This window comes from Paenibacillus sp. 598K (assembly GCF_003851045.1).
Taxonomy (GTDB): Bacteria; Bacillota; Bacilli; order Paenibacillales; family Paenibacillaceae; genus Paenibacillus_D.
In genome coordinates, this window is sequence record NZ_BFBX01000032.1 from 30,331 (window position 1) to 55,048 (window position 24,718).

Annotated in this window: 25 protein-coding genes and 1 riboswitch; of the genes, 22 read left to right on the forward strand and 3 right to left on the reverse strand. The window is 57.2% G+C overall.

The genetic code is table 11. From position 1 onward, the window contains the following. Nucleotides 1-129 precede the first annotated feature (129 nt). The gene (trmB, locus tag PA598K_RS11450) at nucleotides 130-915 is read left to right on the forward strand and encodes a tRNA (guanosine(46)-N7)-methyltransferase TrmB (protein WP_128657085.1); all 786 of its coding nucleotides are present in this window, start codon (nucleotides 130-132) and stop codon (nucleotides 913-915) included. On the opposite strand, the gene PA598K_RS11455 is transcribed toward trmB, so the two are convergent. Beyond that, the gene (locus PA598K_RS11455) at nucleotides 831-1,391 is read right to left on the reverse strand and encodes a phosphatase PAP2 family protein (RefSeq protein WP_128657086.1); all 561 of its coding nucleotides are present in this window, start codon (nucleotides 1,389-1,391) and stop codon (nucleotides 831-833) included. The genes trmB and PA598K_RS11455 overlap by 85 nt on opposite strands. A 627-nt stretch (nucleotides 1,392-2,018) precedes the next feature. On the opposite strand from PA598K_RS11455, the gene PA598K_RS11460 reads away from it, so the two are divergent. The 5 genes from PA598K_RS11460 to PA598K_RS11480 all read left to right on the forward strand — a co-directional run bounded on the left by PA598K_RS11460 (nucleotide 2,019) and on the right by PA598K_RS11480 (nucleotide 5,210). Beyond that, nucleotides 2,019-3,260: a glycosyltransferase family 2 protein gene (locus PA598K_RS11460; RefSeq protein ID WP_128657087.1), complete on the forward strand. Its 1,242-nt coding sequence runs from the start codon at nucleotides 2,019-2,021 to the stop codon at nucleotides 3,258-3,260. Nucleotides 3,261-3,541: 281 nt separating this feature from the next. Further along, entirely contained in the window at nucleotides 3,542-4,039 is a 498-nt protein-coding gene (infC, locus tag PA598K_RS11465; protein ID WP_128657088.1) for a translation initiation factor IF-3, read from the forward strand. 25 nt (nucleotides 4,040-4,064) lie between these two features. Next, nucleotides 4,065-4,265, forward strand: a complete 201-nt coding sequence (gene rpmI / locus PA598K_RS11470; RefSeq protein ID WP_128657089.1) for a 50S ribosomal protein L35 — start codon at nucleotides 4,065-4,067, stop codon at nucleotides 4,263-4,265. Nucleotides 4,266-4,327: 62 nt separating this feature from the next. Continuing rightward, entirely contained in the window at nucleotides 4,328-4,690 is a 363-nt protein-coding gene (gene rplT, locus PA598K_RS11475; RefSeq protein WP_128657090.1) for a 50S ribosomal protein L20, read from the forward strand. A 178-nt stretch (nucleotides 4,691-4,868) separates the two neighbouring features. After that, a complete protein-coding gene (locus PA598K_RS11480) occupies nucleotides 4,869-5,210 on the forward strand; it encodes a hypothetical protein (RefSeq protein WP_128657091.1) in 342 nt (113 codons plus the stop codon). 123 nt (nucleotides 5,211-5,333) lie between these two features. Here the strand turns inward: PA598K_RS11480 and PA598K_RS11485 are convergent, their stop codons facing one another. Further along, complete coding sequence (locus PA598K_RS11485; RefSeq protein WP_185601846.1) at nucleotides 5,334-5,789, reverse strand: GNAT family N-acetyltransferase; 456 nt, start codon at nucleotides 5,787-5,789, stop codon at nucleotides 5,334-5,336. A gap of 519 nt (nucleotides 5,790-6,308) precedes the next feature. Here PA598K_RS11485 and ilvB point away from each other — a divergent pair. The 14 genes from ilvB to PA598K_RS11555 all read left to right on the forward strand — a co-directional run bounded on the left by ilvB (nucleotide 6,309) and on the right by PA598K_RS11555 (nucleotide 22,193). Continuing rightward, nucleotides 6,309-8,054 (forward strand): biosynthetic-type acetolactate synthase large subunit, encoded by a 1,746-nt coding sequence (gene ilvB / locus PA598K_RS11490; protein ID WP_128657093.1) that lies wholly within the window; start codon nucleotides 6,309-6,311, stop codon nucleotides 8,052-8,054. After that, entirely contained in the window at nucleotides 8,051-8,536 is a 486-nt protein-coding gene (ilvN, locus tag PA598K_RS11495) for an acetolactate synthase small subunit (RefSeq protein ID WP_128657094.1), read from the forward strand. The genes ilvB and ilvN overlap by 4 nt, the downstream gene beginning before the upstream one ends. A gap of 143 nt (nucleotides 8,537-8,679) precedes the next feature. Beyond that, complete coding sequence (gene ilvC / locus PA598K_RS11500) at nucleotides 8,680-9,672, forward strand: ketol-acid reductoisomerase (protein ID WP_128657095.1); 993 nt, start codon at nucleotides 8,680-8,682, stop codon at nucleotides 9,670-9,672. Nucleotides 9,673-9,839: 167 nt separating this feature from the next. Continuing rightward, the gene (locus PA598K_RS11505) at nucleotides 9,840-11,384 is read left to right on the forward strand and encodes a 2-isopropylmalate synthase (RefSeq protein WP_128657096.1); all 1,545 of its coding nucleotides are present in this window, start codon (nucleotides 9,840-9,842) and stop codon (nucleotides 11,382-11,384) included. Nucleotides 11,385-11,407: 23 nt separating this feature from the next. After that, nucleotides 11,408-12,487: a 3-isopropylmalate dehydrogenase gene (gene leuB, locus PA598K_RS11510; RefSeq protein ID WP_128657097.1), complete on the forward strand. Its 1,080-nt coding sequence runs from the start codon at nucleotides 11,408-11,410 to the stop codon at nucleotides 12,485-12,487. 282 nt (nucleotides 12,488-12,769) lie between these two features. Beyond that, nucleotides 12,770-13,279, forward strand: a complete 510-nt coding sequence (locus tag PA598K_RS11515; RefSeq protein ID WP_128657098.1) for a hypothetical protein — start codon at nucleotides 12,770-12,772, stop codon at nucleotides 13,277-13,279. A gap of 147 nt (nucleotides 13,280-13,426) precedes the next feature. Next, a riboswitch (cyclic di-AMP (ydaO/yuaA leader) is annotated at nucleotides 13,427-13,565 on the forward strand. A 4-nt stretch (nucleotides 13,566-13,569) separates the two neighbouring features. Beyond that, the gene (locus tag PA598K_RS11520; RefSeq protein WP_128657099.1) at nucleotides 13,570-14,019 is read left to right on the forward strand and encodes a C40 family peptidase; all 450 of its coding nucleotides are present in this window, start codon (nucleotides 13,570-13,572) and stop codon (nucleotides 14,017-14,019) included. A 275-nt stretch (nucleotides 14,020-14,294) separates the two neighbouring features. After that, nucleotides 14,295-14,720, forward strand: coding sequence for a hypothetical protein (locus PA598K_RS11525; RefSeq protein ID WP_128657100.1), 426 nt, complete (start codon nucleotides 14,295-14,297; stop codon nucleotides 14,718-14,720). Nucleotides 14,721-14,817: 97 nt separating this feature from the next. Beyond that, on the forward strand, nucleotides 14,818-15,618 hold the full coding sequence (gene sigI, locus PA598K_RS11530) for an RNA polymerase sigma-I factor (RefSeq protein WP_260405362.1): 801 nt from the start codon (nucleotides 14,818-14,820) through the stop codon (nucleotides 15,616-15,618). Next, complete coding sequence (locus PA598K_RS11535) at nucleotides 15,615-17,075, forward strand: anti-sigma-I factor RsgI family protein (RefSeq protein WP_128657101.1); 1,461 nt, start codon at nucleotides 15,615-15,617, stop codon at nucleotides 17,073-17,075. Before sigI ends, PA598K_RS11535 begins: the two co-directional genes overlap by 4 nt. Before the next feature lie 319 nt (nucleotides 17,076-17,394). Then, complete coding sequence (locus PA598K_RS11540; protein WP_128657142.1) at nucleotides 17,395-18,765, forward strand: ATP-binding protein; 1,371 nt, start codon at nucleotides 17,395-17,397, stop codon at nucleotides 18,763-18,765. Nucleotides 18,766-18,828: 63 nt separating this feature from the next. Beyond that, nucleotides 18,829-20,349: a leucyl aminopeptidase gene (locus tag PA598K_RS11545; protein ID WP_128657102.1), complete on the forward strand. Its 1,521-nt coding sequence runs from the start codon at nucleotides 18,829-18,831 to the stop codon at nucleotides 20,347-20,349. Nucleotides 20,350-20,562: 213 nt separating this feature from the next. After that, nucleotides 20,563-20,928, forward strand: coding sequence for an IDEAL domain-containing protein (locus PA598K_RS11550; protein WP_128657103.1), 366 nt, complete (start codon nucleotides 20,563-20,565; stop codon nucleotides 20,926-20,928). Between the two features lie 122 nt (nucleotides 20,929-21,050). Then, nucleotides 21,051-22,193: a Gfo/Idh/MocA family protein gene (locus tag PA598K_RS11555; RefSeq protein ID WP_128657104.1), complete on the forward strand. Its 1,143-nt coding sequence runs from the start codon at nucleotides 21,051-21,053 to the stop codon at nucleotides 22,191-22,193. 9 nt (nucleotides 22,194-22,202) lie between these two features. Here the strand turns inward: PA598K_RS11555 and PA598K_RS11560 are convergent, their stop codons facing one another. Next, on the reverse strand, nucleotides 22,203-23,399 hold the full coding sequence (locus PA598K_RS11560; RefSeq protein WP_260405363.1) for an ROK family protein: 1,197 nt from the start codon (nucleotides 23,397-23,399) through the stop codon (nucleotides 22,203-22,205). Between the two features lie 243 nt (nucleotides 23,400-23,642). On the opposite strand from PA598K_RS11560, the gene PA598K_RS11565 reads away from it, so the two are divergent. Beyond that, nucleotides 23,643-24,269, forward strand: coding sequence for a chromate transporter (locus PA598K_RS11565; RefSeq protein ID WP_128657106.1), 627 nt, complete (start codon nucleotides 23,643-23,645; stop codon nucleotides 24,267-24,269). A 41-nt stretch (nucleotides 24,270-24,310) separates the two neighbouring features. Then, on the forward strand, nucleotides 24,311-24,718 hold a 408-nt coding region (locus tag PA598K_RS11570; RefSeq protein WP_148091932.1), incomplete at its 3' end, for a chromate transporter.

The following is a 24,718-nucleotide window of genomic DNA, read 5'->3' on the forward strand; positions in this document are numbered from 1 at the left end:
CCCCAACTTGACAGCAGCCTTCCGGACCGTCCGTCCGAGGCTGCTTTTTATTTTTACGCGGTTCTTTACTTCCCTCCGTCGCATCTGGCACAATAGGACGAGAAATCATCTGTTATGGAGGAACTGTCGATGCGTCTACGAGGAAGAAAAGGAATCCGCGAAAGTCTGGAGTCGCAGCCGGAGCTGGTCGTTCTGGAGGCCGGGAGCTACAAAGGGCGCTGGCATGAATTTTTTGGAAATGACCATCCCATCTACATCGAGCTTGGCATGGGCAAAGGCCGGTTTATTAGCCAGATGAGCGGTTTGTATCCGCAATATAATTTTATCGGCGTCGATATGTACGACGAATTGCTGCGGCGCGCCAGCGAGAAAGCAAGAGCCGTCTGGGAAGCGAAAGGCGAGCAGAGTCCGCCTAATCTGGCGCTCTTGCGGGCGAATATTGAGGAGATCGAGACGATGTTCGAGCCAGGCGAGCTGCAGCGGATCTATCTGAACTTCAGCGATCCATGGCCCAAAAGCAAACATGCCCGCCGCAGGCTGACACATCCGCGTTTTTTGGCGAAATATGTCGAACTGCTGAACGAGCATGGCGAAATTCATTTCAAAACCGATTCGAGATCGCTGTTTGAGTTCTCGCTCAACAGCTTTGCCGAGTCGGAGCTGCTGATGCGCAATATCTCCCTGGATCTGCACAAGGACGGGATCCGCGAGGATCTGGTGCTGACAGAATATGAGAGTAAGTTCATCGATAAAGGCCAGCCGATCTTTCGGCTCGAAGCGGTCATCGGCGTATCGGCGCTGCAAGACTACAGGCAAGCGCGCGATACGGCTCAGACGAAAGCCGGCCAAAACGATACGACGAGCGCTGCCGTCGTTGAGCCGAGCGCTGCCCCCGCGGCGACATCGGAAGGATAATGAAGGCCAAGGTACATCCGTGACCATGCGACCGAGATCCCGATGATGAGCGCGGGCACGACGATCAGGAGCGACGTCTCCGGGTGCACGAAAAGCCATGGCAGCAGCCAGGCGCAGACGGCGGTTGTATGTCCGGACGGAAAGGACGGGTCGCGCAGCGTCCGTTTTCCGGTATTGACGTTCTTGAGCGCCTGATAGGGGCGCAATCGCTTGAACTTGCGCTTCACCAGCGCTACGGGCAGGTGGCTGAGCGCCACGGCGGTCAAGGCTTGCCAGCCGGCAGCGCTCCATTCCGGACTGCCCAGCAGTCCGACGAGCAGCGCAGCGGTCAGGGTGAAGGTTGCGCCGCCCAGATGGGTGATGGTCCCAAGCCAGCCGCTCAGGAGACGGTTGAGCAGCAGATTGATCGGTCTTCGATTGGCAAGCAAAAGCATCCGGCGTTCCGCCGAGATCAGCCAATTTGTTACCCGCTGCATAGGGGTACCTCCAGTTTTTTTCTTCATGGTCACCTCCAGCATAGCGGTCGATTGTTCTCGTCATGTCAACGGTATAATAACGTATATTAATGCCAGATTAAAGTTTTTTTTGCTTTTCATTCGCGCTGCCGGCGATTGACCATTGCTTCCTGCAGGAGGCATGGTCATTTTTTTGTTTGCCTAAAAACCGCGCTGCCGGGGTTTTAAGAAACGATCGGGATGGCTATAGATGTAGAAAGGTGGATTACATAGGAACGGGAACGTTCGGCAAAAATAATGACACGCGCTGCACATTTTGTAACCTTTTGATCGGCAAACACGTTATTAAGGACAAAGGAATTAAAAATGAAGAAAATCTTAGGGATTTCGATGAAGGGGTCAGGAAACCAAGCAAAGCTCGCGCCAGATCATTGAAGGCTGGAATTTCATGTCTTTTCGATGATTTTAGGATGAAATCCGGTTTTGACATTTGAGATGAAAGCGAGCAAAATCAATATGGCTGCTTATACAAAAAGAGCGCAGCCTGCCCTGACTGTAAGACAAGCAGTACCCACACAGAGAGAGATGGTCTGCAAAAAAAGTACAGAGAGAAAATGAAAAAAGGGGTCTTAAGGGGGCACAACTAACATGGTAAACGGATTTATTATTGGCATGCAGATCGTATTGGCATGCGTAGGCGTGTATCAGTTCGGCATCTCGTTGTTCGGACTGGCTCGCAAAACGAAGGAACGCAAGGTTGATCCTAAGAAATCGTTCGCCATCCTGGTGGCCGCGCACAACGAAGAGCAAGTGGTTGGCGCGTTGATCGACAATCTGAAACGTCTCGATTATCCAAAAGAGCTGTACGACATTTTTGTTATCTGCGACAACTGCACGGACAAGACAGCCGAGGTGGCGAGAAGCCATGGCGTGCGTGCCTGCGTGCGCACCAATCCCAACCTGCGCGGCAAGGGCTACGCAATCGAATGGATGCTTGAGGAGCTGTGGGCGATGCCTCGCGCTTATGATGCGGTAGTCATGTTCGATGCCGACAACCTCGTGGGCACGGATTTCCTGCGGCATATGAATGCCGATCTGTGCGAGGGCAAGCAAGTGATCCAGGGTTATCTGGACACCAAAAACCCCGGCGACTCCTGGGTGACCGCCGCTTACGGCATCACGTATTGGTATTGCAACCGGCTCTGGCAGCTCTCCCGCCGCAATCTGGGGATGGCGAACTTCCTGGGCGGCACCGGCATGTGCTTCGAATCGAAGCTGCTCAAGGAGATGGGCTGGGGCGCGACGAGTCTGGTCGAGGATCTGGAATTCACGATGCGCTGCATCCAGCGGGGCATTCATCCAGTACTGAACTACGAAGCCAAAGTATTCGATGAAAAGCCGATCAGTTTCAAGGCGTCGGCGAGACAGCGTCTGCGTTGGATGCAAGGTCACTTCAATGTGGCGCGCCGCTTTTTCTTCCCTTTGCTGTGGCAGAGCATCCGCGAGCGCAACTTCGTCAAGTTCGATGCGGCGATCTACTCGGCCAGCGTGTACAACGTCCTGCTGGGTTTCCTGCTGACTGCGCTGCTGTGGGGGGATTACATCCTGCCGGCTGACAATGTGTTCGCATCGATGTACACGTATCTCCCGGCCTGGGTTGTCGTCGTCGCGATGGCGATGGCGGTTGTCCAGTTCCCGAGTGCGCTCGTGCTCGAGCGGGTCAAATCGTGGAAGATGTATGCTCATCTGCTCACGCTGCCGGTGTTCCTGCTGTCCTGGCTGCCGATTACTTGCTATGCGTTTTTCACGCAGAACAACAAGACCTGGAGTCATACGCAGCATACCCGGGTGATCCGGCTTGAGGATGTGCAGAGCAAGCAGGCGGGCTGAAGAAACGCGGGTTGACAAGATGTAGACAGCATGATATATTATTCGAGTGGTTATTGCCACATCCTTCAAGAAGAAGCGCCCGCTTCTCACCTGACCAACGCTGGTTGGCTGGTTATGCGAATGAATCAACCGCGCCGGCACGTTGCTGCGAAGCAATGTTCGCCTGCTCAGGAATGGTTATGGAATGCGGGCCCGCGAGGGCTCGCATTTTTTGTTGGACTCTCGTCGGGCAAGCATGCAGATGACTATGGAGGTGGAACGTTATTAGCAGAGAACATCAGATCAATGACGAAATCCGGGCAAGAGAAGTGCGCCTGGTAGGTGCGGAAGGCGAACAAATCGGCATCAAGCCTTTCCGTGAAGCGCTCCAGATGGCAATAGATCTTAACTTGGATCTGGTTAATGTCGCTCCTACAGCGAAACCCCCCGTATGTCGGATCATGGACTACGGCAAGTTCCGTTACGAGCAGCAGAAGAAAGAAAAAGAAGCGCGCAAAAACCAAAAAATCGTCGAGCTTAAGGAAGTCTGGTTCCGCGTCAACATCGAGGACAACGACTACCAGACAAAGATGCGCAATGTTGTCAAGTTCCTGAAGGAAGGCGACAAGGTAAAATGCTCGGTCCGTTTCCGCGGCCGGGAGATCACCCATGCTTCGATCGGACAACGGATCCTGGACAACCTGGCGAAGGAAGTTGCGGAGCTGTGTGTTGTGGAACGCATGCCAAAGCTTGAAGGACGCAGCATGATTATGATTCTTGCGCCAAAAAACAATACCTAACGAAAAACCTGAGGAGGACCACAACATGCCTAAGATGAAAACACACAGCAGTTTGAAAGACCGCTTCAAAATTACCGGCACTGGTAAAGTGAAACGGTACAAAGCTTACAAAAACCACTTGCTCTCCCATAAATCGGGTCGTCAAAAGCGCGTCCTGGCGGGACAACCGCTCATGGCTGCCGGCGACGTAAAACGTCTGCAACGCGGTCTCGACAACCTCAAATAAGACAGCAAGCCTTTGGTTCATAACGAATAGAGCGAATAAGCATACTACAGGAGGGCTAATTCATGGCAAGAGTGAAAGGCGGCTTTGTCCGCACCCGTCGTCGGAAAAGAATTCTGAAGCTGGCAAAAGGATATTTTGGTTCGAAACACAGACTGTTTAAATCGGCAAAAGAGCAAGTGATGAACTCCCTGCTCTACGCTTACCGCGATCGTCGCCAGAAAAAACGCGACTTCCGCAAGCTGTGGATCACTCGGATCAATGCGGCAGCACGCCAAAACGGCCTGTCCTACAGCAAGTTCATGTACGGCTTGAAGCTGGCTGGCGTAGAAGTAAACCGCAAAATGCTGGCTGACCTGGCAGTGAACGACATCGGCGCGTTCAACTCCCTGGCTGGCGTAGCCAAAGACAAGCTGAACGCTTCCTAGTATTTGAAGCTTCGATAGCTTAGCCCCGTTCTCCTGTTGTGGAGGGCGGGGCTTTTTGCGGCTTTCGTGGAACAAAACTATCGTCGTCGCACCCAATTTTGATCGCAAGTAGACTAGGGTACAGGCTGGATGGACACCCTCGGAATACACTGTGTCATCAAGCAGAAGGAGGGATAACATGCGCAAGGTATCCCGCGAAGACGCCCGCAAGCTGGTCGGCAAAGCGATCTATGCGGTGCGAAAAGACGGTACGAGGGTGACGGGACGACTGCTCAAGGTGAGCGGGCAGCGCCTGATCCTGCAGCCGCTTAGCAAGGGCAAGCAGGTGCGGACAAAAGCGATTTTGCCGCTGGTGTTGTTTGATCTGCTGGCCATCGGGACGCTTCCGTTCGCAGGCGGCTTTGGAGGCGGCTTCGGTGGCGGCTTTGGCCCGGGACCATACGGCGGCGGCTTCGGCCCTGGTCCGTACAGCGGCGGCTATGGCCCAGGCTGCTGCAACCAAGGTCCTTACTTCTATTAGTTCCAGATCGCTTCGCAGCAGCCCCGCGAGGCGCAGTCAAAAACCTTCAGGTCGCATGACAGCGGCGCTGAAGGTTTTTTGGTGTGGGCTCCTGCCAGCCAGACTGCAAAAGCGAATCGGCTGTCACGGGACAAGCTGCTTGTACAGCTCGTAGCATCGAAAATCCGAATGATGCTGCACGGTCTGATAGCCGAGACGGCCGTAGAAGCTGTGCGCCTTGTCGTTGTCATCGTCGACAAACAGTCTGGCATAGACGCAGCCGTGCGACATCCCCTCCTGCTCGGCCTGCAGCATCAGCCGCTTGCCGAGGCTGCGCCCCTGATGCCGGGGCTGCACGGCCAGCATATCGAGGAACAACTGCTCGCCCAGCAGATGATAGTGAATAAAGCCGAGCGGTGAGCTCAGCTTGCTGCGCGCAGCGACGAGGGTGTGCCCGCGCCGCAGTCGTTTAGGCAGCTCGCGCAGCACATAGGGATCGCCTTCGCGGACCGTGTGGGATCTTGGGACGAGCTCGGTTCGGATGAGGCGGAGAATCTCTTTGGTGTCCAGACGCGGGCGGCGTCTGCGGATAATCGTCATAAGGCTGCCGCACTCCTTCGCATGGCTGACTTGCTTATCCCAGCATATGACGAGAAGCGGCGAAATGTACGGTTGTCGCAAGTTTTTGGGTGACCTCGCCAACCTGGTCTTGACGAATCGAGTTGCAATGCATATAATTAAACCTAACATATCATACGCAATCGGCAATGATGAGGACGAAGTGTTAAGGGCTCTTTTGCTCAGAGAGCGGACGGATTAGCTGAGACCGTCGCCAGAATCCCTTTTCTACGAGCTCACCTCGGAGCTGTTTTCCTGAAAATCCACGGACTATTAGGGAGAATCGCAAGGCACGCGTTACAGTGCCGAAGGTAGGAACAGGCTAGCTCTGTCTTACTTTATGAGGTTGTATGTCGCGAGACGTATGACAAATACGGGTGGTACCACGGAAGCTAAACCTTTCGTCCCTCAACGCATAATGATGTGCTGAGGGGCGGGAGGTTTTTTTGATGTTCTGCAAGGTGCCCGCCCAGACACAAAACCCGGAGAAGGAGGATGACTATGAACGCACAAAGTGCAGCGCTAAAGTCAAAGGAAGAAATAATGGATAAGCTGGTGAAGCAAGAGGTCATCAGCGGCTCGGAAATATTGCTCCGCAGCTTGGTTCTCGAGGGTGCGGAATGCGTCTTCGGCTATCCCGGCGGCGCGGTGTTGTACATCTATGACGCCATGCACGGCTACTCTGACTTCAACCACTTGCTGACACGTCACGAGCAAGGCGCTATTCATGCGGCGGATGGCTATGCGCGGGCCAGCGGGAAAGTCGGTGTATGTATCGCCACCTCGGGTCCGGGAGCAACCAATCTGGTAACGGGCATCGCGACAGCCTATATGGACTCGGTGCCGCTGGTCATCATTACGGGCAACGTGGCGACGACTGCGATCGGTACCGACGCCTTCCAGGAAGCGGACATTACCGGCATCACGATGCCGATCACCAAGCACAGCTACCTCGTGCGCAATGTCGAAGACTTGCCGCGCGTGATCCATGAGGCGTTCTATATCGCCAATACTGGCCGCAAAGGCCCCGTGCTGATCGACATTCCGAAGGATGTCTCGGCGCAGACGGCGCTCTTCCAGCCAGTCACGGAAGTGAACATCCGCGGCTACAACCCGACCGTTCATCCGAACAAGCTGCAGGTCGACAAGATGCTGAAGGCGATCGTCGAAGCCGAACGTCCGGTCATCCTGGCAGGTGGCGGGGTCGTCTACTCCGGCGGGCATGAAGAACTGTTGGAATTCATCACGAAGACCCAGATCCCGGTGACGACGACGCTGCTCGGTCTGGGCGCGTATCCGAGTGGCGAGGAGCTGTGGATGGGCATGCCGGGCATGCACGGCACGTACACGGCCAACATGGCGATCCAGTCCGCCGACTTGCTGATCAATATCGGCGCCCGCTTCGACGACCGCGTGACGATGAAGCTGCAAGGCTTCGCGCCGCACGCCCGGATCGTCCACATCGATATCGACCCGGCGGAGATCGGCAAAAACGTGCCGACCGAAATCCCGATCGTCGGCGATATCAAGACCGTGCTCCAGCTGGCCAATCGCGAAGCGCAGCCGGCGGCCAAGGCCGATGCCTGGCGCCGTCAGGTACAGGAGTGGAAGCAGGCGAAGCCGCTCAAGTACATCGACTCCGATACGGTGCTGAAGCCGCAATGGGTCATCGAGATGATCCACGAGACGACGGGCGGCGAAGCGATCGTCACGACCGACGTCGGCCAGCATCAGATGTGGGCCGCGCAGTACTATCGGTTCAACCAGCCTCGCTCCTGGATCACTTCCGGCGGTCTGGGCACGATGGGCTTTGGCTTCCCGTCGGCGATCGGCGCCCAGATGGCGTGTCCGGATCGGGTCGTCGTGTCGATCAACGGCGATGGCGGCATGCAGATGTGCGCCCAGGAGCTGGCGATCTGCGCGATCAACAACATCCCGGTCAAGGTCGCGATCATCAATAACCAGGTGCTCGGCATGGTGCGTCAGTGGCAGGAGATCATCTACGACAACCGTTACAGCCACATCGATCTGGCCGGCAGCCCCGACTTCGTCAAGCTGGCTGAAGCCTACGGCGTCAAGGGCTTCCGGGCAACGGGCAAGGAGGATGCTCGGGCGGTCTGGGAAGAGGCGCTACGTCATCCAGGTCCTGCCGTCGTCGAGTTCGTCGTACGCAAGGACGAGAACGTGTACCCGATGGTCACCCAGGGCAACACGATTGATGCGATGATAATGGGGGATTCGGAATGAAAAAATTTACAATAGCCGTATTGGTTAACAATCAGCCCGGCGTGCTGCAGCGGGTGTCCGGCTTGTTCGGACGCCGGGGGTTCAACATCGAGAGCATCACTGTAGGCACGTCGGAGGAGCCCGGGCTCTCGCGGATGGTCATCGTCACGAGCGGCGATGACCGGACGCTCGAGCAAGTGTCCAAGCAGTTGTACAAGCTGATCGACGTCATCAAGGTTGTCGACCTGAGCGCGCATCCGATGGTCGGACGGGAGCTGGCGCTGATCAAGGTAAGCGCCGAGCCATCGGCCAGACCGGAGATTCTCGGCGTTGTCGATACGTTCCGCGCGGCCGTCGTCGATATCGGCTCGCACACGCTGATGGTGCAGGTCGTCGGCGACTCGGACAAGATCGATGCGATGGTCGAGCTGCTCAAGCCGTACGGCATCCGGGAGTTGTCCCGGACCGGCGTGACGGCGATGATGCGAGGCAACGCGCGCTAAGCGCGCGTTGCTCCAGACGGATAGTCAGATTAGCAACATACCCGTTAATTGAACGGGAGCTTGAGCGGGCGAAGCTTTACCTGCGATTCGCCCTTTCGAGCACCCGTTCAATTGGGTTCAAATTAAAGGAGGCATTTATTCTCATGGCAGTTAACATGTTCTACGAAAAAGATGCGGACCAAGGCGTCCTGCAAGGTAAAACAATCGCGGTTATCGGCTACGGCAGCCAAGGTCATGCGCAAGCGCAAAACCTGCGCGACAGCGGACTGAAAGTCGTCATCGGCCTGCGCGCTGGCAAATCCGCCGAAAAAGCTAAAAACGACGGCTTTGAAGTACTGTCTGTAGCTGAGGCTGTCAAGGTAGCCGACGTGGTACAAATCCTGATGCCGGACGAGACGCAAGCACGCGTCTATAACGAAGAGATCAAGCCGAACCTGAAAAAAGGCGCGGCGCTGATGTTCTCCCACGGCTTTAACGTTCACTTCGGCCAAATCGTGCCGGACAAGGACACAGACGTGCTCCTCGTAGCTCCAAAATCGCCTGGTCACATGGTGCGCCGCACTTACGTTGAAGGCTTCGGCGTTCCTGGCCTGATCGCAATCGAGCAGGACGCTACAGGCAACGCGCAAGCGATCGGTCTGGCGTATGCCAAAGGTATCGGCTGTACTCGCGCAGGCGTTATCGAGACTTCGTTCCGCGAAGAGACCGAGACGGATCTGTTCGGTGAGCAAGCGGTACTGTGCGGCGGTACAAGCGCACTGGTCAAAGCCGGCTTCGAAACGTTGGTAGAAGCAGGTTATGCGCCTGAGATGGCGTACTTCGAGTGCTTGCATGAGCTGAAGCTGATCGTCGACCTGATGTACGAAGGCGGCCTGTCCTCGATGCGCGACTCCATCAGCAACACGGCAGAGTACGGCGACTATGTCACTGGCCCTCGCGTCGTGACCGAAGAGACCAAAAAAGAAATGAAACGCGTGCTGGAGGATATCCAGGCTGGACGCTTCGCTCGCGACTTCATCCTCGAGAACCAATCCAATGGCGCTACGCTGACTGCGACTCGTCGCCGCGAAGCCGAGCATCCGATCGAGCAAGTGGGCAGCCAACTGCGCGAACTGATGCACTGGATCAAGAAGTAAGCTAGCGTTTTAAGCCATATACAAGCCGTACCATCGATCCCGGGCTATCCAGGGCAGAGGGACAGACCTTTCCGCGTGTGGGAGGTCTGTCCGCCTGCGCAGGTAACCGGGATGTTGGTTTGTATAGCGGTTAGTCTTCACACTACGGGGACAGGGGGCACACGAACATGCGCAAAATCTATATCTTCGATACGACGCTGCGCGATGGCGAGCAATCGCCGGGCGTCAATCTGAATACGCAAGAAAAAGTCGAGATTGCTCTGCAACTGGAGAAGCTCGGCATCGACCGCATCGAAGCCGGCTTTCCGGCGGCGTCGCCGGGCGACCTGGCTGGCGTGGCTGCGGTAGCCAAAGCGGTCAAAAACGCTTCGATCATCGGGCTGGCGCGCTCGCGGGAGCAAGACATCGACGCGGTACGGGAAGCGCTCAAGGATGCTCAGGATCCGTGCATCCACTTGTTCCTGGCGACCTCGCCGATCCATCGTCAGCATAAGCTGCGCATGGAGAAGGAGCAGGTGCTGGAGGCGGCGGAGCGGGCGATTCGTTATGCCAAGCAATATTTTAGCAAAGTGGAGTTCTCACCGGAGGACGCCGGACGCACGGAGCTTGATTTCCTCTGCCAGGTGACGGATATGGCGATCCGCGCCGGAGCGACGGTCGTCAATATCCCCGATACGGTCGGGTACATGTCGCCGTCGGAGTTCGGCAACATCTTCAAGACGCTCAAGGAGCAGGTGCCGAATATCGAGACGATCCAGCTCAGCGCGCACTGCCACGACGATCTCGGTATGGCGACAGCCAACGCGCTGGCCGCGATCAAAAACGGCGCCGATCAGATCGAAGGCACGATTAACGGTATCGGCGAGCGCGCAGGCAATACGGCGTTGGAAGAGGTCATCATGACGCTGGCTACCCGTTCGGATTACTATGAGGCGCATACGACGATTCAATTGACCGAGATTGCCAAGACGAGCCGTCTGGTCAGCAAGCTGACCGGTATGGTCGTGCCGGGCAACAAGGCGATCGTCGGCGCCAACGCCTTTGCCCACGAGTCGGGCATCCATCAGGACGGCATGCTGAAGGAGAAGACGACGTATGAGATCATCTCGCCGGAGACGATCGGTCTGAAGGAGTCGAAGCTGGTGCTCGGCAAGCACTCCGGACGCCATGCGTTCCGCGAGAAGCTGCTGGACATGGGCTATGAGCTGTCCGACGAGGCGGTCAACGGCGCCTTCGCGAAGTTCAAGGAGCTGGCGGACAAGAAGAAAAACGTCAGCGACGAGGACATCCGGGCGATGCTCGAGGCGAAGCTGATCGACACGCCGGAGGTATTCGTCCTCGAAGCGGTGCAGGTGAGCTACAGCAACGAATCGACGCCAAGCGCGACTGTGCGTATCCGCTCCGCAGCGACCGGGGAGCAGACGGTGACGGCAGAGGGCAACGGCTCGGTCGACGCGATCTACAACGCGATCGACAAAGCGACCAGCGAGGCAGTCGAGCTGGAGGACTACTCCATCAAGTCCGTCACCCAGGGCAAGGACGCGCTCGGCGAGGTTCATGTCGTGCTGCAGCAGGACGAGGTGTCGGCGCAAGGTCGCGGCCTTAGCACGGATATCCTGGAGGCGAGCGCTCGCGCCTATGTGGACGCGCTCAACCGCTTGATCGACAAGCGCAAGTCCGGCGGACGCCGCGACAAAATGAGTCTTATTTAAATGTAAACAGAGGAGTGTGCAACATGGCAGAAACGAAAAAAATCGCGGTCATCGCCGGCGACGGCATCGGCCCTGAGGTGGTCGCAGAAGCGATCAAGGTAATGAAAAAAACCGAGGAGCTGTTTGGCCTTAGCTTTGAATTCGAGCATGGGCTGTTCGGCGGCATCGCTATCGACGAAAAGGGCACGCCGCTGCCGCAAGAAACACTCGATATCTGTAAGAACGCTGACGCTGTGCTGCTCGGAGCGGTAGGCGGACCAAAGTGGGACAACAACAGCAAGGAGCTGCGTCCGGAAACCGGTCTGCTGGGCATCCGTAAGGCGCTGGGCCTGTTCTCCAACATCCGTCCGGCAAACGTCTTCGATTGCCTGCGCGAAGCGTCCACGCTGAAGCCAGAGGTACTCGAGGGCACCGACCTGATCGTCGTGCGCGAGCTGACCGGCGGCATCTACTTTGGCGAGAAGTTCCGCCGCGATGGCGAGCATGGCCAGGAAGCGGTCGACACTTGCGTCTACAATGTCGCCGAGGTTGAGCGGATCGTCCGCCAGGCGTTCGAGATCGCTCAGAAGCGCCGCAAGCATCTGACCTCCGTAGACAAAGCCAACGTCCTCGAGACGTCGCGTCTGTGGCGTGAGGTCGTCAATCGGCTTGCGCCAGAGTATCCGGATGTCGAACTCGAGCATGTGCTCGTCGACAACTGTGCGATGCAACTGCTGCGTCGTCCGTCCAGCTTTGATGTCATCGTCACTGAGAACATGTTCGGCGACATCCTGAGCGACGAAGCAGCGATGCTGACCGGCTCGATCGGCATGCTCTCGTCCGCTTCGCTGGGCGAAGGCAGCTTCGGTCTGTACGAGCCGGTGCACGGCTCGGCGCCGGACATCGCCGGCCAAGGCATCTCCAACCCGATCGCGACGATCCTCTCCGTAGCGCTCATGTACCGTCTGACCTTTGGCTACGAAGAGGCAGCTCAAGCAATCGAGGATGCGGTAGCCAAGGTGCTCAACGACGGTCACCGCACTGGCGACATCGCGGTCGACAAGAGCAAGGCTGTCGGCACGACGGCAATGGGCGATTTGATCGTCGCTGCGCTGCAAGCTTAAGTCAAGAAGGACTGTATGGTTAGTTCTTGGTATTACGCCCCGCCCTGTGCGGGGCTTTTGCGTTGTGAGGAGTCAATCGATTTTTCTCATTTTTTTAATTTTTTTTTCAAAAAAGTGATTTTTGATGCAACCATTTCCCTTCCTCATCCGTCTTAATAGTATACAAGCAAGGAAGACACAAAGAATACATACAATTAACAGCAGGCTGGTTCAACATCCGCTGAACAGGGTAAATAGCTGTAGGATGGAGACAGGATTATGCTACTCAAGGGAGAGGGAACAATGAAAAAAACATTGTTGAGCGCACTTGTCGTCTTGATCGTATTGATTCAATTTGGCGCGGCCAGCGCAAAAGACGACGCCTACCAGCCGGTAGCCGCTTCTCCCGAGACGCAAACCTCCTACATCGAGTCTATCGAGCAAAAGGATGGCAAAATTACCGCTGTTGTCGATTACATCCAGTGGTTCGAAGGCGAAGAGGCCAACGAGCAATTCCGGCTGCATGAGCAAGATCCCGACATGACCGAGGCGCCGGATGGCTACTATATCGTCAATGAAGACGATGCGCTCGTCGAGCTGGAGATTGCTCCGGATGCAGAGGTGCGGATGCAGATTTATAACCGGACGGGGAATATCGAGGAAGCGGATATTGTCTGGGATGAGCAGATTGACGTGGATCGCTTCATCGGTCTGATCCAGGATCATGAGGAATGGGATATGCGAGACTTTCCTTACCACATCACTGTAAAGGATGGAAAAATCATCAAAATCGTGCAGCAATATATTCCTTAAGGTTCTCTCATATTTAAAATAACACGACAGCCTGAAGCCTTGTGCGATCAGGCTTTTTCGACGTTCTTCGGTTTCTGAAGTTTTTCTAATGTTTAAACAGGTAGGATTTTGGCTCTTAAGGGCGAATCCCTGTAACATAGGAAAATTATACTACCGATGCCGAATTCCGAGCCCAGGCTTGGAAACGGGGGATCCATCCCCGGGTGAATTAATTCCGCAAGAAGGAATTATAGGGAAACTCTCAACCGAACCCTCAGCTAACCTCGTAGGCACGAAGGGAGAAAACAGTTTTGAAACGATTGGTCGCAGCAATGCTCGCAGCAGTAATGGTCTTCACATTTGCAGGTTCCGTATTCGCCAGCGAAAAGGACCTTCGGGAAAAGGTCGACAAAGTGGTTGGCACGCCTTACAAATATGGCGGTACCACGACCAAAGGCTTCGATTGTTCGGGATTTGTCATTCATATCTTCAATCAATACGACATCAAGCTTCCGAGAACCTCCAGCTCACAAGCGAAAAAAGGGACCAAAGTCGAGCGTTCCGATCTACAGCCGGGCGATCTAGTCTTTTTTAACACAAGCGGCAAAGGCATTTCCCATGCCGGCATCTACTTGGGGGACGGAGAGTTTGCACACTCCTCGAGCAGCAAAGGCGTCACCATCAGCAAAATGTCCAGCTCTTACTACGACAAACGTTTTGTAACGGCTCGTCGCGTGACAACCTCGAAAAACTTTATCTAATGGACAACCTCAATAGATGATTGAAGAACAAGCCCCTTGTGGGCTTGTTTTCGTTTTGGCTCCGGTGGCTGGACAATCAGTTAGATATTGGAGACGTTCTCTTGCAGGGATTATGCGGCAAAAGGCGAATATAGTAAAGATAGGCGATGCCAAACGCAAGGCCCCGTTTCTCGTGATTAGGGCGAGAATGGAACGGGTAAAAGGAGTCCAAATGATACGGCAAGCCGTCTGTTGCGGGGACTTGCTCCGTCAGACGAGCCAAAGGAGGGGTCGAAATGAGCTTCTGTTGTGGCGCCAGCATGTTGGGGACGAAGGGGACCTTGAAGCATTATCGGACGCACATTCATAATGTGCCGATCATGTTCTGTCCTGTCTGTCATCGGGTCGAGATTCATTACCTAATCGAAAACGAATATGAAATTCTTGCGGAGTACGCTCATGGAGACGGCGCTTCCGAGGTGGATTTCCACGATTATGTGGAGCAGGAAAGCGTTGCGCTTGCCGAGAACTGCGTCAATCACGAGCATGAGGATCCGATGGAGGTTGTCCACAGTCAGATCGATATGGCGCTGGATCTGCTCAGCTTTGCCAAGCAGCTGCAGGATCAAGAGTGGGAGCAGCAACTGAAACGACGGCTAAGCGTGCTGAATAAGCGTCGCAACAAATTACAGCAGCGACGCCCATCCGAGGGTTATTGTTAACTACGACCGCCTCCTCGCACAGGAGGCGTTTCTTTTTGAGCACACCCCCACAAGGTCAATCACCAGGTCGAAAGCTATCAATGTGAGGTGGAGCGGGTTGTTACTTGTTTTGTTCAAACGCTGGTTCGGCAAGTCGCGTCGCGACGACGGACTAGCAAGCCGCGAGCTGCCGGAGGCAATCGTGGCGCGGATCCGAAGCGGGGAGGAGGAGGCGATCGGACCTTTCCTCGCCGCTTACGAGCCGTTCGTCATCAAGGTTGCGAGTCGTTTCTGCAGACGTTATATTGACCCCTCCCGCGACGACGAATACAGCATCGCGTTGCAGGGTTTCCACGAAGCGATCCGACAGTATGACGACAAGGCAGGAAAGTCGTTTATCGGCTTCGCGGAGACGGTCATCCGACGCCGATTGATCGATCATCTCCGCAAGGAGCAGCGTCATGCCCGCCTTCTGCCCTACAGTTCGCTGGAGGGACAAGAGGAGGAGGGGCGTCTGCGCCGGCTTGAGGATCGACAGTCGATGAGACATTATGCATTGGAGCTGGAGTCGCAGAGCTTGCGGCAGGAGATCGAGGAGCTGGGCGCCGAACTGCTGGATTACCACATCTCCTATGCAGAGCTGGCGAAGCATGCGCCCAAGCATGCCGATTCGCGAGAGAATATGCAGCGGATCGCCAGAGGCATTGCAGAGGATGCCGAATTGATAAACCTGATGCGCAAAAAGAAGCAATTGCCGATCAAGGAGATTTTGGCATTTGCCGGAGTCACCCGCAAGACATTGGAACGGAACCGGAAGTATCTGATCGCGCTGGTGCTCATCCGCACTGGCGTCTATCCGTATCTGCAAGACTATCTGGGCGCGAGCGCGGAGGATGAGAAAGGAGGGAGCGAAGCATGAAGCGGGGGATCATCGTCGACATCAAAGCCAGACATTGGATCGTGCTGACGCCGGATGGACAATTCCGCCATATCCGCAAAACGCATGTCGCCGGACTCGGCGAACAAGTAGCGGTGCCTGAACGGTCGCATCCGGCGGCTCGACGGATCGCCGCGCTCGCTGCGGCGATTGCTGTCGCGCTCGTGCTGGTCACTGTACCCGGCCTGATCCGTTCGTACTCCGAGGTCGCCTACTATCTGGCGATCGATTTTAACCCGAGCCTCGAGCTTGGGGTGGACAAGCATGAGCGTGTAGTGGAGCTTCGCTCCTGGAATGCGGATGGCGCCGAGATCATCCGCGGCATGACGTACGAGAATATCGCGCTGCAGGAGGTGTTGGAGCAGATCGTCGAGCGTGCCAGAACAGGGCCGTATCTGACCGGGGACTCGCAAGCGGCCATCGTCACCAGCATCGCCGCAGATCTCAAGTCAGACGATCAGCTCGGCGCGAGGATCGCGGGAGAGGTCCGTCAACTGCTCGAGTCGGCGCTGGATCTGACGGTCACAGTGCTGAGCGCGCCGGTCCAACTGAGGGACGAAGCGGAGGTGCAAGGGGTCACGCCGGGGCAGATGGCCGTACATCTGCTCTCCAGGTACAATGGCGATCCGATCCGGCTGGAGGAGCTCAGAGAGCAGTCGATCCGACAGGCAGCAGCAGCGCATGGCGGACTCCAGACGATCATGAGCCGTTGGGACGATGAGGAGGGCGAGGCGCTGCTGCGGCGACTACTGCTCCAAGAGCGTGAGGCCGCAGAGGGCGAGCCGCACACCGATCCGGCGCAGCAGCCTGCGGAGTCGCCAGTGCAGGAGGAGGATGACCCCGGGCTCGAGGACGATAAGCACGAATCTCCGGAGGATGCGGCTGCAACGTCATCCACGCCTGCCGGCGACACGTCTGCGGTGTCAGCGGGTGCGAGCAAGCAGACGCCTGAGAAGAGGCTGCAGTCGAATGGAAAAGGACGTGGAGATGAGCAACAACGCAGCTCCGAGCGCGAGTCGAAACGAAACGGACGAGCTGACCAACGCGAGTCTTACCGCAAGGAGCGGGATGGAGCGCAAGCTCGACCCGAGTCGGACCGCAAGCCGGGGAATGGCACGCAAGCTCGGCCCGAGTCGGACCGCAAGCCGCAGAATGGCGTAAAAGCCCGTCCGGAGTCTTACCGCAAGGAGCGGGATGGCGCGTATGCTCAGCCCGGCCATGAGCACAAGCCGGGGAACGGCGCACAAGCCCGTCCGGAGTCTGGCCGCAAGCCGAAGGATGACTCGCAAACCCAGCGAGAGGATCGACTTATTCCGCAGAATCCGCGTGATCAGCGGGAGGGCGGTGCGGAGTCAAGCAAGCCCGGACGACGCGATCCAAACGAGGAGCGCCGGCGACCGGCCAAGCCGGATCAGTGGAGCGGGCAGCCGGCGGCTTGACATGAAGCACTTCCGATCGCCGTCAGGCAGCTAGATCCCGCACGCGGGGACGTTTAGCTGCCTTCGTTCTATTGTACTAATGGGGCGGCGGCGGGCGGTCGCAACGGTCGCAACAGGTGAAAAGACCTGCATATGCTTGTCGAAACGCCCCTATGTTTTCGACACAATCTCTGATTGACACCGATTACAGAATATTACTATGATTATGGTATCCTGTGGAAAAACAAATATTATCGGATGTGATAAGAGAATGCTGATGAGACGATCCAAGCATGATCAACAAGTCAGGTATGCTGTATGCAGTCACAACGGAGCCGGAATGCCCTTTATCCGCAAGAAGTATGATCTGATCCTCTCCGACTATGTGCGCGGCAGGGAAGTGTCAAGTAACCGCAAGCAGGAGCTTGGTCGCTATCTGCAGTCCTTGAGCCCCGATGAAATCAGTACACTCCACGATCAAGCGCTCCAGCAGCTGACCGAAGATAACATGCTGGGCGACGCCCCGATGTTGTACAAGCGGAGTACGACTTTGCTTGTAGAACTTTTGACCGAGTACAAAAGTCACTCTTTTCCCCAACAGGCCACAGACGAAACGTTTAACGAGATGAGAGAGCTGCTCTTCAAGTCCAACCGATCGACGCAATTGGTCAAGGACAAATACGAGAATGTGTTGCAACATATGGACAGCGGGATTGCTTTGTTTGACAAGGATGGGCTGTTGACCTTCGTCAATCTGCAAATGGCGCGTCTCCTAGACATTCCTCGCATGACGCTGATCGGCTGCGACGTGCGCAGTCTAGTGAGTCATCCAGGGCTGCGGAAGGCTACGAGACGGATGATCCTCGGCTTGTTCAGACGGATGATCTATCAGCGCAGCCGCTACTTCGAGCTTCAGGATGCCGGCGGACGGCATCTGCTCGTGACGGTCACCTACGGCGACCAGCTTGACGGCGATTATCTCATCAGCGTCAAGGATGTCTCGGAGTACAAGCAGATCGAGCAGACGGCCTACCAAAATGACAAGCTGGCGATGTTAGGGAAGATCGCGGCCGCGATCGCCCACGAGATTCGCAATCCGCTCACATCGATACGCGGTTTTATCCAGCTGCTGAGGCCGCATCTGCTGGCGCTCGGCAAGGAGGAGTACGCAAGGATCATCCTCTCGGAGATCGACCGGGCCAACGAGATTATCAATGAGTTCCTCAATTCGTCCAAGCCGTCGGCTCCGATGATGCAACTGGTGCCCATCAACTCCCTGTTGAAGGAAGTGATCTTGCTCACCGAGAGCGAGGCGCTCATGAAGGGCAGCGTCGTCAACTATGAGGGGAGCACGGAGGTGCTGCATATCTCAATTGATGTGAAGCAGGTCAAGCAAGTCATCCTGAACATCTTCAAAAACGCTCTGGATGCGATCGTCGAGCTCGGCGGCGAGCGAGAGGGCCGCATCGACATCATCAGCCGCAAGGAAGGCAGATATGCGGAGATTACGATCCGCGACAACGGCAAAGGGATGGAAAAGCAGACGATGAATCGGCTCTTCGATCCATTTTTTACGACCAAGGCGGAAGGGACCGGGCTCGGATTGTCGGTCAGCTACCGGATCATCCGCAACCACGGCGGCTTCATCAAGGTCGATAGCAACGTCGGCGAGGGGACCGAATTTACGATCTATTTGCCAATGGTGCGCTAAACCCTTAGAATCGGTTAAAGACCGATTCTTTTTTTACATTCCAGGAACAGGAGGCGGGATCACATGAGCCTGCAAATTACATACGGAAATCCGAAACACGAAATGGAGGCGGACGCGCTCGTCGTGTTCGTGACCGAAGCCGGACTGTCGGAGGAAAATGCGCAAGCGGCAGGCGGGCTGCATCCTCAGCTCGATGCCGCAGTGCGTCAGCTCCGCGAGCGCGGACTGTATCATGGCAAACCGGAGGAGCTCTATACCTTGCCGACGGTCGGGCTGCTGCCGACGCCGTTCGTCGTCTGCGTCGGACTGGCAGCGGAGCCGGACGCCGACGGTCTGCGCTCGGCGGCTGCGGCAGTCGCAAGGGGTGTACGATCGCTAAAGGCGCGCCATATCCGCCTGCTGCTGCCTGAATGGCTGCTGACGGGCGGAGCGGGCTGCGAGCCTCAAGCGGCAGCGCAAGCAATGAGCGAAGGACTGATCCTCGGCCTGCACAGCCGCGAGGCGATCCGGCGGGAGGGGAAGGAGGCGGACGCGCTCGAGTCAGCGGCATTCGTGCCGCAGAGCGGGCAGGAGGCGCTGGGCCTGGCCGCCGCATGGGAGGCAGGGCTGCGGCGTGGCACCATCTTCGCCGACGGCGTTTGCTATGCGCGCGAGCTGACCAACCGGCCGGGCAATCTGCTGACGCCGGAGCAGCTGGCGGAGGAAGCAGAGCAACTCGCTGCCGAGCTGGAGCTGGAATGCGAGGTGCTCGACGAATGGTCCGCAGCGGAGCAAGGGATGGGGGGCTTGCTGGGCGTCGGCCAGGGCAGCGCGCACCCGCCGCGTATGATCGTCCTGCATTATCAGGGCGCACCGGATGACAAGACGGTGTGGGGCTGGGTCGGCAAAGGCATCACCTTCGATACGGGCGGCATCTCGCTCAAGAAGGCAGCAGGCATGGAGGAGATGATCTCCGATATGGGAGGCGCCGCCGCTGTGCTCGGCGCGATGCGCATCGTCGGCAAGCTGCGCCCGGCGATCAACATCGTCGCCGTAGTGCCGACCGCCGAGAATATGCCCTCGGATCGGGCGCTTAAGCCAGGCGACGTGATCACGACGATGAGCGGTCGGACCGTCGAGGTTGTCAATACGGATGCGGAAGGGCGACTCGTGCTCGCCGACGGTCTGACGACAGCCATCCAGCGGGGAGCGACGCAGTTGGTCGATGTCGCTACGCTGACCGGCGCAGTGATGGTCGCTCTGGGCGATGTGGCGACGGGCGCAGTGAGCAATCACCCCGGGCTGATGGAGACGGTGCGGCAGGCAGGCGAGCGGAGCGGCGAGCCGATCTGGGAGCTGCCGTCGTATCCCGTATATCGCAGACAGCTCGACAGTGACGCGGCCGATATGAAAAATGTCGGCGGTCGATTGGCAGGCACGATAACCGGAGGGCTGTTCATCGGCACCTTCGCCGAGGAGCTGCCATGGGTCCATCTGGACATCGGCGGCACGGCCTGGCTCTCCAAGGGCCGCGGCTGGGAAGGCAAAGGAGCGACCGGCGCGATGACGCGCACGTTGGCGGAGCTGGCGAGCCCTTCGCGTTAACCAGTCCTTCTCATGGATTGCCCCGGACCTGATACTCTGCGTGTTAGGGACGGGGCACTGCAAGTTGAGGTGAGGTTACTTGACAATCTTAACTGTATCAAGTATTATTACAGTATGCTAAATGCAGTAGCGTTTATCCAAAGTGTATCTGTGGTTGTTACAGTTGATGTGTGTAGGTAACTCCAACTCTTGCAGAACAGGTGGTGCTGGACCATGACATTTCAAATTGGCGACTGGGTGCAAGGCCATACCGGGAACGGGGAGCTGGTGCACGGGTATATCGAGTCGATCGGCGAGTTTCAAGGCATCATCAAGCTCTATGTCATCCACTCTGATCATGAGAGTATTAGGAACAAATATGTCGGCGTGCGCGAGCAGGGCTTGAAAAAACTCGAGCCGCTGGCGATGGGCGAGGCACAGACGATCCGCACCATGATCGACGCCGCGCTGGCGGGCCGGGATGAAGCCTGGTTCCACGAGCTGGCTGCCGAGCTGAAGACAGTGGCCGAGCACGACACTGCCGGTGCGACGCCGATGGACGGTTCGCTTAACCCGAGATTGAACTTTTTGAAATTCTGATTTGCGCGCTTTGCGACAGGATCGACAGCCGGGAGAGACTCACATGCTCCTGGCGGTTGGTCCTTTTTGTTTCTTAGTCTGAACCGGAGGTGTAAATAGATTTCAAAGGGAGGATGAGAACCATGAAACCAATCAAAGCAGGCATCGTAGGCACGGGCTTCTCGGCAATTGCTCACATCGAGGCGCTGCGCCGGGTGCCCGGCACGCTCGTATGGGGGATCGCCAGCCGGGAGCGGGCGAAGAGCGAGCAGGTGGCCGCAGACATGGGGATTCCTCGCGTCTATGATGATTATATGGAGATGATCGAAGACCCGGAGATCGAGGTGATCCATAATTGTACGCCGAACGCCCTGCATTATGAGATCAACAAGCAAGCCTTGCTGGCCGGCAAGCATATCCTGTCGGAAAAGCCGCTGGCCGTCACCTCGCAGGAATCGCAAGAGCTCGCCGAGCTGGCCGAGCAGGTTAATGTAAGAAGCGGCGTCTGCTTCAATTATCGGCACTACCCGATGGTGTCGGAGGCGCGGGAGTTCCTGCGGCAGCAAGAGAATGGCGATGTCTTCCACGTCCAGGGCAGTTATCTCCAGGATTGGCTGCTCTACGAGTCGGACTACAGCTGGCGGCTCGACCCGGAGCTGAACGGACCGTCGCGGGCGATGGCGGATATCGGCTCCCACTGGTGCGATACGGTGCAGCATGTGCTCGGCAAGCGAATCGTCGAGGTATGCGCCGATCTGAAGACGGCGCACATGCATCGGCAACGGCCGCTCGTGCAGAGCGCAACCTTCGAATCTGCGGAGGGAGAATGCGAGGAGGTCGCGGTCAGCTCGGAGGATTATGGCAGTGTGCTGGTACGGTTCGAGGATGGGGTGCAGGGCGTCTTCACGGTGTCTCAGGTCGCAGCGGGACGCAAAAATCGGCTCGTCTTCGAGATTGCTGCCGGCCAGGCTGCGGTGGCGTGGGATCAGGAGCGGCCCAATGAGCTATGGGTCGGCAGACGCGGGCAGGCAAACGAGGTCATCCTGAAGGACCCGGAGACGTTGTCCAAGCGGTCGGCGCGGCTGGCGCACTACCCGGGCGGTCATCAGGAGGGGTGGCCGGACGGGCTTAAAAATCTGTGCGGCGACTTTTATGCGCATGTGCGAGAGCCAAAGCATAATCGCAGCTATGCGACCTTCTCTCAGGGCCACCAGCTGATGCTGCTCATCGAAGCCATCCTGTGCAGCCATGAGGATCGCCGATGGGTAACGCTGGCCAAGGAATGATCGCGCTCCTCACATCTCCAGCTCGTGCCAGAGCTGCAGCGCCGCTCCCGCCGCGACGGCATGCTCCCGCAGCACGCCTTTGGAGAAGACAGGAGCGTAGTCGGGATAATAGTATGTATGCTTGAGCGCGATCTGGATAGCCGTGTCATAATAACTCTGACTGGCATTCGGCAGCGCGCCGCCGAGCACGATCTGCTCCGGATGGAGGATGTTGATCAGATTGGCCAGGCCAATCCCGAGATGGGCGGCAGAGCGGACGAACAGCTCTCGCACCATCTCATCACCGCTGCCAAGCGCTTGCAGCAGGATATCGTAGTTCACTTGCTCGGCGCCGATCCGGTACTGCCGCAGCAGTTGATCGCGTCCGCTCTTGACGAGGCTGCGGGCTTGCTGCTCCAACGCCTGGACGGAGACGAACGCCTCCAGCGCGCCATAGTTGCCGTGTGAATCGAGACGCGGCCCGTCCTGCTGGATGATCATCTGTCCGACTGCGCCTTCCATATCGACACTGCCCCGTATGATCTGGCCGCCGGACATCATCGCCGAGCGTACGCCGACGCCGGCATGCACATAGAGCATATGCTGCAGCTGAGGCTCGCGCATCGCCCAGTGCTCGCCAGCGAGCGCCGCATTGGCGCCGTTGTCCAGTCGGGCGGCGAAGCCTGTCCGCTCCTCCAGCAAGCGGCAGATCTGCACCTGCCTCCAGCCCTTGGACGCGAAGTGCAGCGGTTCGAGAATGACCCCCGCATCCCGGTCGAGCGGGCCGACCGCCCCGATGCCGATCCCCAGCACGCGCTGCTTGTCAATCTGATGATCTCTTAAGAAAGCCGACACATTGCGTTGGACATAAGCAACCAGAGCCTCCGGATCCATGGCCTCATCCATCCGCCATTGGATGCTGGAGATCGGGTTCATGTGCAGATCGAATAACGCCAGCGCCGAATACAGCCTCGAAATCTCCAGACCGAACACATATCGATGCGTCGGATCGATGCGATACAGGGTCGGCCTGCGCCCGCCGCTAGACGGACCGCGTTCGTTGGCGATTAACAGTCCCTGGTTGGTCATCTCCTCGAGCAAGCGGGTCAGCGTGCTGTCCGAGCCGCTGGCGACATGACGCAGCCCGGCCTTGGGCAACGGTCCGTTTTGCGCAATATAATTGTAGATTCGCCGCTTCGCCGACAGCGGACGTGGGTCTTGCAGCATCATACAGCCTCCGTTTTCTTCCTCTATTGTTTGCCTTCCATTATACCGAAAGTTGCGAAAGCATACCATTCCAATCTGATAGAAAGTATTTATCAAGTTGAGTGAAAGGGAGATGATTTTCAGAGTCTTCACAATGAATTGTACCCAATTTCTCTAAAAAACCTTCTTACTTTATGTCAAAATGATAAAAAGATGATATACTAGCGTTGAATGATCGACATCCAAGAAGAAGGTGCAACTATCATGAAACGCAAGCTGGCGATGTCGCTCCACCTGTTCTGGAGCTTTTTGAAGGTCGCGCCGACAGCATTCGGCGGCGGCTATGCGATGATGCCGGCGATCGAGCGGGAATGCGTCGAGCGTCGGCAATGGATGGAGAGGGAGAGTCTGGAGGATTTGCTGTCGATTGCTGCGGCTGCGCCGGGCGGGGTCGGCATCAATGCGGCTGCTGCCGTCGGCTACCGTATGGCGGGCAGCGTCGGAGCGTTGGCAGCAGTCATCGGGATGACGGTGCCGACCTTTACGCTGATTCTGCTGCTGGCCTTCGCGTATCGGTTGATCGCCGACCTGCCGAAGACCGTCGCTGCGCTGCAGGGGCTGAAGGGCGGGATTGTCGGCCTGATCGGACTGGCCGCCTGGCGGATGGGCCGAGCCGCTGTCTTTGACGTCTCGACGATGATCATCCTGGGCGGTACGCTGGCCAGCTTGCTCTTGACCGAGATTCACCCCGGATGGCTGATCGCGAGCGGATTATGCGTCGGCTCGATCGTGATTGCGGCCAAGGATCGGCTCGGGATGAGACGGCGACTGGAGCGCCCGCGCGTCGAGCGGCAGCGGGAGGAGGAGCTTTGTCCTGAATACTTCATCTAGTATCGAGATGATTCAAGCGAGCGATCGGAGGGGGATGCCGGATGTGGACGCTTTTCTGGACATTTGTTAAGATAGGCTGCTTGTCGTTCGGGGGAGGCTACGCTATCATGCCAGTCATCGAATACGAGACGGCGGCTCACGGCTGGATGAGCGCCATTCAATTCCATGAGCTGGTCTCGCTAGCGGCCATGGCTCCCGGTCCGATCGCCGTCAATAGCGCGACGCTGATCGGCTATGAGATCGACGGCATTGCCGGCGCGCTCGTCGCTACCACGGGGATGGCGCTGCCATCGTTGGTCATTATGGCTCTGCTGTCGCTCGTGCTGGCTCGCGGCGCCGAGCTGCCGCTCGTCCGCAAGGTGCTCTACGGTCTGCGGCCGGTGGTAGCGGGCTTGATTGCTTACGCAGGCTTGCGGATGCTCCTGCCGAGCGCCTCCGAGGGTGTCGGC